This window comes from Methylobacterium sp. WL18, assembly GCF_008040015.1.
Lineage (GTDB): Bacteria > Pseudomonadota > Alphaproteobacteria > Rhizobiales > Beijerinckiaceae > Methylobacterium > Methylobacterium mesophilicum.
The window spans coordinates 1-7,390 of sequence record NZ_VRVD01000216.1 but is presented as its reverse complement, the minus strand read 5'-3'; the positions used below and the strand labels follow the sequence as shown (position 1 = coordinate 7,390).

Annotated in this window: 8 protein-coding genes; 3 read left to right on the top strand and 5 right to left on the bottom strand. The window is 69.1% G+C overall.

Going from position 1 to position 7,390, the window contains the following annotated elements:
• Positions 1-388: 388 nt before the first annotated feature.
• Positions 389-1,288 (top strand): 4-hydroxy-tetrahydrodipicolinate synthase, encoded by a 900-nt coding sequence (gene dapA, locus FV228_RS15925; protein WP_147855515.1) that lies wholly within the window; start codon positions 389-391, stop codon positions 1,286-1,288.
• A gap of 15 nt (positions 1,289-1,303) precedes the next feature.
• Entirely contained in the window at positions 1,304-1,777 is a 474-nt protein-coding gene (smpB, locus tag FV228_RS15920) for an SsrA-binding protein SmpB (RefSeq protein WP_092043114.1), read from the top strand.
• Between the two features lie 21 nt (positions 1,778-1,798).
• On the opposite strand, the gene FV228_RS15915 is transcribed toward smpB, so the two are convergent.
• Together FV228_RS15915 and FV228_RS15910 are read right to left on the bottom strand one after the other, a co-directional pair.
• A complete protein-coding gene (locus tag FV228_RS15915; protein WP_147855514.1) occupies positions 1,799-2,302 on the bottom strand; it encodes a type II toxin-antitoxin system YhaV family toxin in 504 nt (167 codons plus the stop codon).
• Positions 2,299-2,640: a type II toxin-antitoxin system PrlF family antitoxin gene (locus FV228_RS15910; RefSeq protein ID WP_147855513.1), complete on the bottom strand. Its 342-nt coding sequence runs from the start codon at positions 2,638-2,640 to the stop codon at positions 2,299-2,301. The genes FV228_RS15915 and FV228_RS15910 overlap by 4 nt, the downstream gene beginning before the upstream one ends.
• A gap of 162 nt (positions 2,641-2,802) precedes the next feature.
• Between FV228_RS15910 and FV228_RS15905 the strand changes: the two genes are divergently transcribed.
• Positions 2,803-3,372 carry a peroxiredoxin gene (locus FV228_RS15905; protein WP_147855512.1) on the top strand — a complete coding sequence of 190 codons (570 nt, stop codon included), beginning with the start codon at positions 2,803-2,805 and terminating at the stop codon, positions 3,370-3,372.
• Positions 3,373-3,375: 3 nt separating this feature from the next.
• Here FV228_RS15905 and FV228_RS15900 read toward each other — a convergent pair whose 3' ends face one another.
• From FV228_RS15900 to rpoZ, 3 genes are all read right to left on the bottom strand, one after another.
• Positions 3,376-4,017, bottom strand: coding sequence for an NYN domain-containing protein (locus tag FV228_RS15900; RefSeq protein ID WP_147855511.1), 642 nt, complete (start codon positions 4,015-4,017; stop codon positions 3,376-3,378).
• A gap of 361 nt (positions 4,018-4,378) precedes the next feature.
• Positions 4,379-6,601, bottom strand: a complete 2,223-nt coding sequence (locus tag FV228_RS15895; RefSeq protein ID WP_147855516.1) for a bifunctional (p)ppGpp synthetase/guanosine-3',5'-bis(diphosphate) 3'-pyrophosphohydrolase — start codon at positions 6,599-6,601, stop codon at positions 4,379-4,381.
• A 243-nt stretch (positions 6,602-6,844) separates the two neighbouring features.
• On the bottom strand, positions 6,845-7,255 hold the full coding sequence (gene rpoZ, locus FV228_RS15890) for a DNA-directed RNA polymerase subunit omega (RefSeq protein WP_147855510.1): 411 nt from the start codon (positions 7,253-7,255) through the stop codon (positions 6,845-6,847).
• Positions 7,256-7,390: the final 135 nt, after the last annotated feature.

Below are 7,390 nucleotides of genomic sequence, written 5' to 3'. Positions count from 1 at the left end.
GGCTGCGAGGCGGGCGCGTCGGTGCCGGTCTGGCCGACTTGGCCGGCCAGCGCGACCCCGAGGGTCGTGACGACCCCAAGGGTCGTGACCAGCGCGACCGCCGCCAGCGGCGTGCGCGTCGAGGCCAGCGCTCGGATCAGTGGACCGCGGATCGACTGGGCTCGGATCACGTTTCCCCCCTTCTCGCGACCGGAGTGGAAAGAAATGAAGATCGGCGCGGGGGCATTAAGAACCCGTAAACCCTCGCCACGATCTGTTTGCGCACCGTGGCGCGACCTTCTATGTCTGCCCGTCCGCCGCCGAACGGCGTGCCGGACGCGCGGCCCCGAGAACGCCGGGACACGCCATTCCGCCGAGACCCCAGCTGAGCCTCTTTGGGACGCCTGAGATGACCGAGATGACCGGGAGCCGCCTGCGGGGCTCGCTCACCGCGCTTGTGACGCCGTTCCGCGACGGCGCCTTCGACGAGGCCGCGTTCCGGAACTTCGTGCGCTGGCAGATCGAGCAGGGCAGCCACGGCCTCGTGCCGACCGGCACCACCGGCGAGAGCCCGACCCTCACCCATGCCGAGCACGACCGGGTGGTCGAGTCCTGCATCGACGAGGCCGGCGGGCGCGTCCCCGTGGTAGCGGGCGCGGGCTCCAACTCCACCGCCGAGGCGGTGGCCCGGGCGCGCCACGCCGAGCGCGCCGGCGCCGACGCCGTCCTGGTGGTCACGCCCTACTACAACAAGCCGACGCAAGAGGGTCTCTACGCCCACTTCAAGGCCGTCAACGACGCGGTCGGCATTCCGATCATCATCTACAACATCCCGCCGCGCTCCGTCGTCGACATGAGCGTCGAGACGATGACCCGCCTGTTCGAATTGAAGAACATCGCCGGCGTGAAGGACGCGACCGCCAAGATCGACCGCGTCAGCCAGCAGCGTCAGGCCATGGGGGCGAACTTCCTCCAGCTTTCGGGCGAAGATGCGACGGCGCTCGGCTACAACGCCCAGGGCGGCCACGGCTGCATCTCGGTGGTGGCCAACGTGGCGCCGCGCCTCTGCGCCGAGTTGCAGGACGCCTCGCTGGCGGGGGACTACGCCAAGGCGCTGGCGCTCCAGGACCGGCTGTTCCCGCTCCAGAGCGGGCTGTTCGCCGAGGCCAACCCGGGCCCGACCAAGTACGCGCTGGCCAAGCTCGGCCACATGACCGAGGACCTGCGCCTGCCGCTGGTGCCGGTCTCGGAGGCGACGCGCCGCATCGTGGACGACGCCCTGCGCCACGCCGGCCTTCTGGAAGGCTGAGGAGAGTCACGAAACATGGCCCCGAAACCGGAGCCCAGTCGGCGCGTCGTCGCCGACAACCGCGCGGCGCGCTTCCACTACACGATCGAGGACACGCTCGAGGCCGGCATCGCCCTGACCGGCACCGAGGTGAAGTCCCTGCGCGGCGGCAAGGCGACCATCGGCGAGGCCTATGCGGGCCCCTCCGGCGGCGACCTGATGCTGTTCAACTGCTACATCCCGGAATACCTGGAGGCGAACCGCTTCAACCACGAGCCCAAGCGTCCGCGCCGGCTGCTGCTGCACCGCCGCCAGATCAACAAGCTGATCGGCGCGACCCAGCGCCAGGGCTACACGGTGGTGCCGCTGAAGATCTACTTCAACGACAAGGGCCGGGCGAAGATCGAGCTGGGGCTGGGCAAGGGCAAGCAGGCCCACGACAAGCGCGAGGCCTCCAAGGAGCGCGACTGGCAGCGCGACCGGGCGCGGCTGCTCCGGGACCGGGGGTAGGGTTTCGGGACGGCGGCCGTTTCAGGTTCGGGGGCGGACGCGTTCGCGGCGGCTCCGCGCCGTCGCGTCGCGCGCTTCCGACAACAGGGTGTTCCAGTCGTCGGGAGGTTTGCCGGAGCGCAGCATCTTCCGGAACACCGCATAGGCATCCGATCGGCTTCCGTAGGCCCGCAGCATCCGATCGTCGTTCACCCAGGCCAGCACGATCACTCTGAGCCCATCCGCGTCCCTGTAGCGAAAGAAGAGCCGGTATTGCTGGAGGAATTTCGCGCGGAACCAGTGCCTGTGCCTGGCGCCAAGCGTGTCGCCCTGGCGGTACTCGGTTCGGGTCGGATCCTCGGGAATGACCGCGAAAGCGACCTTCAGGACTGCGGCCAGCAGCTTCGCGCTGCGCGTCTTCCGATAGCCGTCGGGATCTTTCGCCTTCGCGTCTTCGACCTGCAAGATCAGGTCCTCCAACTGATCGAGAAACAACGGATGCGCATAGATCGCCCATCCGCTGACGACCAGCGGCGCGCCGCTCACGCCTCATCATCCGGGAGCGCGCTATCGAGATCGACCTCGATCCCATCGACCAGGGCCGCTGCGCGCGCATACAGATCCTGAGAGACCGGCTCGATGGCCTGCGGGCGTGTCTCGATGTCCCGCTCGAGCAGGGCGAGGAACGGGCGGAGCGCAGGATCCTCCGCGGCCTGCGGATCCGCCCCTTTCGCGACGGTAATCGTGCCGTCGGCGAGGGTTCGGAACACGATGGGTCCCGCATTCTTCAGTCCCAGCATCCGCCGAATCGCCGCAGGCACGGTCGTCTGGCCCCGTGCGGTAACCGTGGCTGGAATCTCCAGAATCTCGGCTGCCTTCGCCATCGCACGCACCCCGATTCCCATCCAGGAAATGTAATGCATTTGCATTGCGGATCAATCAATCCCAGCGGTTCACAGTCGCTGGTATCGGAAATCGTCGCGTGGGATGAGCGATTCGCCTTTGGCCGCCGGCGATCTACTCTGGCGGCAGCAGAGGAGCCGCCCATGACCGATCGTCCCGACAGCCTGCCCGCCGACCTCCCCGCCCCCGTGGATGACGGCGCGGCCGATCACCTGCGCAGGATGAAGCTGCCCGACGTGGCGCTGACCGCCACGGACGGCCGGACCGTCTCGCTCGCGAAGCTCTCCGGCCGCACGGTGGCCTATGCCTATCCCCGCACCGGCACGCCGGGGAAGCCGGCCCTGACGCCGGACTGGGACGCGATTCCCGGCGCCCGGGGCTGCACCCCGCAGGCCTGCGACTTCCGCGATCACCACGCCGCGTTGAGAGAGCGCGGCGTCGCGCAGGTCTTCGGCCTTTCGACCCAGACCGGTGCCGACCAGCGCGAGGCCGCCGAGCGGTTGCGGCTGCCGTTCCCGCTGCTGGCCGACCCGTACCGCGCCTTCGCGATGGCCGCGCGCCTGCCGGTGTTCGAGGCGGGCGGGCAGGTGCTCCTGCGCCGCCTCACCCTGGTGATCGACGACGGCGTGGTCGCGCGGGTGTTCTACCCGGTGTTCCCGCCCGACCGCAGCGCCCGGCAGGTGATCGACTGGCTCGACGGCGGCAGCGCCTGAAGATCAGCCTTCCTCGGCGTCCGGCTGGCGGATGCCGTAGCGGTTCTCGAGGGCCGGGCTCGGGCGGGCTTCGCCGCGGTAGCGGCTGGCGGTCTCGCCGGGGGCCCGGACCGGGCGCTCGCTCGGCTCCCGGCCGATGCGGTTCGACAGGCTCGCCAGATCCACGAACTCGTCGGCCTGCCGGCGCAGCTCGTCCGAGATCATCGCCGGCTGGGTCTGGATGGTGGAGATCACCGTCACCTTGACGCCGCGCCGCTGCATCGCCTCGACCAGCGAGCGGAAGTCGCCGTCGCCGGAGAACAGCACCATGTGGTCGATATGCGGGCTGAGTTCGAGGGCGTCGATCGCCAGCTCGATATCCATGTTGCCCTTGTACTTGCGGCGGCCCATCGAGTCCGTGAACTCCTTCACGGGCTTGGTCACGACGCGGTAGCCGTTGTAGTCGAGCCAATCGATCAGCGGCCGGATCGAGGAATATTCCTGATCCTCGATCATCGCGGTGTAGTAGAACGCGCGCAGCAGGTTGTCGCGAGCCTGAAATTCCTTGAGCAGTTTTTTGTAGTCGATATCGAAGCCGAGGGCCTTGGTGGTCGCGTAGAGGTTCGCGCCGTCGATGAAGAGGGCGCTGCGCTGCGGTGCTGCCATGGATGGGTCGAATCCTGAAGAATACGGGTTGTCGGAAATCGTGTGCTGAAACGGCTGGTCGAGGTCCGGGGCTGAAAACCCGGGGCCGCATCGTCGCGATCGAATACCGAGACGGATTGAAATCCGGGACGCGTAAGCACGGTCCCCTTCCGGGCGACCGTCACCCGGGCGGGCCAACCATTCGGTTGAAACGCAGCTGTGTCAAGTCAATCGCAGGGGATGTGCCTCTTGCGGCGCCGATCGCGCGCGCGCGCGAAGGCGTTCATCGTATCCCGGCGTATACGCCCGCGCCACGACGGCCCTTTACCGAGGTTGGACTGGAAAACCTGAGATCTGCCCCGCGCCGGGGCGTCGGCTGGTCTCAGCCGTTCACCCGTTCGACGCTGTTGACCGGTCGCTTGCCGCGCAGCTCCGCGATGATCGCCGTGAGGTGCTGGAGGTCCCAGACCGACAGGTCGATGGTGATGTCGGTGAAGTCCTGGGTGCGGCGCTTCATCGAGATGTTGTCGATGTTGCCGTCGTGGTCGGCGATCACCTGGGCGATCTGGGCGAACACCCCCGGCTCGTTGATCGACTTCAGCGCCAGGCGGGCCGGGAATCGCTCGCTGCCCGAGGCCTCGGTGTCCCAGCGGACGTCGAGCCAGCGCTCGGGCTCGTTGTCGAAGGCGGCGAGCGCCGCCGACTGGATCGGGTAGACGGTCACGCCGACCCCGGGGGTCAGGATGCCGACGATCCGGTCGCCCGGGACCGCGCCGCCGTTCGGCGCGAAGGTCACCGGCAGGTCGCCGGCCAGGCCCCGGATCGGGATGGCGTCGCTGCGGCCTTCGCTACCCGGGAAGGTCAGCCGCATGGTCTGGTCGGCCGAGCGCACGAGCCGGCCGGCCCCGTTCAGCGCCCCCTGCGAGGAGGGCCGGCGCTCGTCGCGGTGGTCGGGATAGACCGCCCGGACCACGTCGCCGGAAAACATCTCGCCGCGCCCGACGGCGGCGAACACGTCCTCGGTGGTGGCGCGGGCCAGCCGCGGCAGCGCCCCGCGCAGCTTGTCCTCCGAGAAGGTCTTGGCCGCGCGTTCGAACGCCCGGTCGAGGATCTGGCGGCCGAGCCCGGCATATTGCCGGCGCACCGCCGTCCGGGTCGCCCGCCGGATCGCCGCCCGGGCCTTGCCGGTCACCACCAGGGATTCCCAGGCGGCCGGCGGCGAGGCGCCGTCCGACCGGCTGATCTCGACCTCGTCGCCGTTGGCGAGTTCGTGCAGCAGCGGCGCCATGCGGCCGTTGATCTTGGCGCCCACCGCCGAGTTGCCGACGTCGGTGTGCACCGCGTAGGCGAAGTCGATCGGCGTCGCGCCCCGCGGCAGGGCGATCAGCCGGCCCTTCGGGGTGAAGCAGAACACCTGGTCCTGGAACAGCTCCAGCTTGGTGTGCTCCAGGAACTCCTCCGGGCTGTCGCCCTCGGCCAGCAGCTCGATGGTCCGGCGCAGCCACTGGTAGGCGCCGCTCTCGGCCGCCAGCTTCGGGTGGACGCTGCCCGGCTCCCTGGGCACGTCCTTGCCGAGTTCCTTGTAATGGGCGTGCGCCGCGATGCCGTATTCGGCGATGTCGTCCATGGCGCGGCTGCGGATCTGCAGCTCGACGCGCTGGCTCTTGGGCCCGATCACCGTGGTGTGGATCGACCGGTAATCGTTCTGCTTCGGGGTCGAGATGTAGTCCTTGTACCGGCCCGGCACCATCGGCCAGCTGGTATGGACGATCCCGAGCGCCGCGTAGCAATCCTGGACCGTGTCCACGATCACCCGGAAGCCGAAGATGTCGGAGAGCTGCTCGAAGGCGACCGACTTGCGCTCCATCTTCGACCAGATCGAGAACGGCCGCTTCTGCCGGCCGCTGACCTCGGCGGTGATGCCCTGGGCCGACAGCTTCTCGGTCAGCACCTGCGCGATGGTCTCGACCACACGCTCGGACTTGGCGGTGAGGCGGGCGAGCCGCTGCGTGATGGTGGCGTAGACCTCCGGCTCGATGTTGCGGAAGGCCAGGTCCTCCAGCTCCTCGCGCAGCTCCTGCATCCCCATCCGGCCGGCGAGCGGCGCGTAGATGTCCAGGGTCTCCTGGGCGATGCGGTGGCGCTTGTCCTCCCGCATGTGGTGGAGGGTGCGCATGTTGTGCAGGCGGTCGGCGAGCTTGACCAGCAGCACGCGCACGTCCGCGGCGACCGCCAGGAGCAGCTTGCGGAAGTTCTCGCCCTGGGCGGCCTGCTTGGAGACCAGGTCGAGCCGCTTGAGCTTGGTCAGCCCGTCGACCAGCGCGCCGATCTCCGGCCCGAACAGCCGGCGGATCTCCTCCAGGGTCGCCTCGGTGTCCTCCACGGTGTCGTGCAGGACCGCGGCCACGATGGTGGCGTCGTCGAGGTGGAGGTCGGTGAGGATCCCGGCGACTTCGAGGGGATGCGCGAAGAACGGGTCGCCGGACGCGCGCTTCTGCGTGCCGTGCGCCTGCATGGCGTACACGTAGGCGCGGTTGAGCAGCGCCTCGTCGGCGGCCGGGTTGTAGCGCTTCACCCGCTCGACGAGTTCGTACTGGCGCATCATCCGCCGGGACGTCGTCGGTTCCTGGGTGGCACGCGGGGTCGGGATCACGGCCGACTCTCCCGCAACGGACGTGCCGGCGCCAGCCCCCGGCGGGGGAAAAGCGCCGGTTGCGACGGTTTCGCCGTCCGAACGCAAGAACCCGGCGTCTCCGCCGGGTCCGGTCGCGGTCAGGTCGTGATCATCCAGACCCACGTGGTGCGGCTCGCTTTCCGAGGCTTACACGCCCCTACTCGATTCTCGGGCTCACTCGCCCTCGTCGTCGGTCTCGACCGGCGGGGCGAGGTTCTCGAGGCCGCGCAGCAGGTCCTCCTCGCTCATGCGGTCGAACTGGACCGCCCCATCGTCGCTGGAGGATTGCGGGGCCACGGCGGCGGCGGCCGGCGAGCTCGACAGCAGCGGCACGGTCTCGGCCTCCGGCTCGTCGACCTCGACGTATTTCTGCATCGAGTGGATCAGCTGTTCCTTGAGGTCGTCGGCCGTGATCGTCTCGTCGCCGATCTCGCGCAGGGCCACGACGGGGTTCTTGTCGCGGTCGCGGTCGATGGTGAGCGGGGCGCCGGCGGCCAGGAGGCGCGCCCGGTGGCTCGCCAGGAGCACCAGCTCGAACCGGTTCTCGACCTTCTCGATGCAGTCTTCGACGGTGACGCGCGCCATGCGGGGCGGCTCCTCAGCTTAAGCGACGGGTGATGTCGGGTGTGGCCGCACTCTACACGGAATGCCGTTGTGCAACAAGCACAGCGGGTTGCGCCCGGCGCGCGTCTGGCGGGCGCGGGGACGGGGGCGTGGCAC